This window comes from Acidovorax sp. KPB24-07 (assembly GCF_057543315.1).
This window is the reverse complement of sequence record NZ_BAAJYS010000809.1, coordinates 1-839: the sequence shown is the minus strand read 5'-3', so window position 1 is coordinate 839 and position 839 is coordinate 1. Positions and strand designations below refer to the sequence as shown.

Sequence of the window (839 nt, the reverse complement as noted above, 5' to 3'; positions counted from 1 at the left end):
GCCGAGGCCAGCGGCTGCGGCCGCCACACGCCCCCACCTGCTGGGCGAGGCGCTGTCCTGGCACGAGCGCTACGTGCGCACGGGGACCATGCGCGCCTGAGCGACTCCTGCGGCGGCAAGGGCGCCGGATAATCCGGGCCACTTTCCCGGCCGCCCGCGGCGGGCGGGCCCCACCCACCAACGCAAGGAGTCCCCATGCCCATCTGGAAGCGCCCCATCGACCTGCCCACCGTGCAAGCCGGTAACGAAGGCACCGCCGTGTCCCACCTCGGCATCGAGTTCACCGAGATCGGCGAAGATTTCCTGCGCGCCCGCGTGCCCGTTGATGCGCGCACCAAGCAGCCGTTCGGGCTGCTGCACGGGGGCGTGAGCGTGGTGCTGGCCGAAACACTCGGCTCCGTGGGCGCGGTGTACGCCTCGCCCGAGGGCTGGCATGCCGTGGGCCTGGACATCAACGCCAACCACCTGCGCTCGGCCCGCAGCGGCTGGGTGACCGGTACCGCCAGGCCCGTGCACATCGGCCGCACCACGCAGGTATGGCAGATCGACATGGTCAACGACGAAGGCGAGCTGACCTGCGTGTCGCGCCTGACGATCGCCATGCTGGCGCCGCGCTGACCGCCGTGGCGGCGGATTTCAGGCCGGCGGCGGTGCCAGTCAGGCCGCGCCGGACTCCGCACGCGCCATGCGCTCGCTCTTCCAGTACACATCGTCGCCGCCATCCAGGCGGTTGAGCACGCGCGCCAGCACGAACATCAGGTCCGACAGCCGGTTGAGGTAGCGCCGCGGCGCATCGCGCACCGGCTCGGCCGCGCCAAGCGCCACCACCGCGCGCTTTA

Annotated in this window: 1 protein-coding gene and 1 pseudogene; one reads left to right on the top strand and one right to left on the bottom strand. The window is 71.9% G+C overall.

Going from position 1 to position 839, the window contains the following annotated elements:
* Positions 1-195: 195 nt before the first annotated feature.
* Entirely contained in the window at positions 196-618 is a 423-nt protein-coding gene (locus AC27IQ_RS25985) for a hotdog fold thioesterase (RefSeq protein ID WP_284430440.1), read from the top strand.
* A 39-nt stretch (positions 619-657) separates the two neighbouring features.
* On the opposite strand, the pseudogene AC27IQ_RS25980 reads toward AC27IQ_RS25985, so the two are convergent.
* Positions 658-839, bottom strand: a pseudogene (locus tag AC27IQ_RS25980) (cob(I)yrinic acid a,c-diamide adenosyltransferase); the annotation flags it as partial.